The following is a 1,119-nucleotide window of genomic DNA, read 5'->3' as shown; positions in this document are numbered from 1 at the left end:
AGACGAGTCCAGCATAAGCGCTGGCGAAGTAGCGTATCTGTTAGCTGCTGTGAATCAGCAATTCCCAAATAGTTTGATTTCTGAAAGCGATGTTATAGCGACGTACTCGGGTGTTCGCCCTGTTGTCAGTAAACATTCTAGCAAGCAAGAAGCTGACTTGAGTAAACCGGCAAAGCCTTCTGATGAAAAGCGTGAACATGTTGTCTGGGATAATCGAGGCATGGTGAGCGTTGCAGGAGGTAAGCTGACGACTTATCGTTTAATCGCCTTGGATGTGCTTCAAACGAGTGCGGCGCAGCATTAGATCGTCTAAATGCACGACTAGTTGAGTTTCACAGGCATAAACAAGCTCAGCGAATATGGTATCACTAGTCAAGACTTTGTCTGCTAACTCAGGTTTCCTATCTACCAGCTCAACGATACGTTCTGCGCCAAAGCCATAGCGTCCTTTTAGCCTACGAATCTGAGGTGCATTGATATGAGCTGAAGCCATTACATGGTCAGTCTCAGGAAAGTGTGTACTCGACTTAAAGTCTTCAGGTTTCCGATTTAAATATCTCGCCGCCGTTTGAAGCACATCCAAGGCGATTAAACGATAAGTCGTCAGCTTACCTCCTGCAACGCTCACCATGCCTCGATTATCCCAGACAACATGTTCACGCTTTTCATCAGAAGGCTTTGCCGGTTTACTCAAGTCAGCTTCTTGCTTGCTAGAATGTTTACTGACAACAGGGCGAACACCCGAGTACGTCGCTATAACATCGCTCTCAGAAATCAAACTATTTGGGAATTGCTGATTCACAGCAGCTAACAGATACGCTACTTCGCCAGCGCTTATGCTGGACTCGTCTCGACTACTTTGCTTGTGATCAAGGTCCGTTGTCCCGACAACCGTCACACCTTCCCAGGGGAAAGCAAACACTGGCCGCTTATCTTTCGGGTGAAAAAAACTCACAGAATACGCCACTGGCAAGCGCCACTGAGGCAAAACTAAATGGCTGCCACGCAGAGGCCTTATTACTTTGTTTTCACCGAGCTGTTGTCGAAGTTCATCTGTCCATACCCCGGCAGCATTGATGACAACATTTGCCTGCAACTCAAACTGTTCAGCACTCAGTT

1 protein-coding gene and 1 pseudogene are annotated in these 1,119 nt (G+C 47.2%); one reads left to right on the top strand and one right to left on the bottom strand.

Annotated features, from left to right (window positions below):
* A pseudogene (locus A3766_RS30085) lies at positions 1-304 on the top strand (hypothetical protein); the annotation flags it as partial.
* Here A3766_RS30085 and A3766_RS01335 read toward each other — a convergent pair.
* On the bottom strand, positions 260-1,119 hold an 860-nt coding region (locus A3766_RS01335), incomplete at its 5' end, for an FAD-dependent oxidoreductase (protein WP_156508599.1). The pseudogene A3766_RS30085 and the gene A3766_RS01335 overlap by 45 nt on opposite strands.

It is taken from the genome of Oleiphilus sp. HI0132 (genome assembly GCF_001635845.1).
The sequence above is the reverse complement of the archived record's forward strand: the minus strand, read 5'-3'. Positions and strand labels throughout refer to the sequence as shown.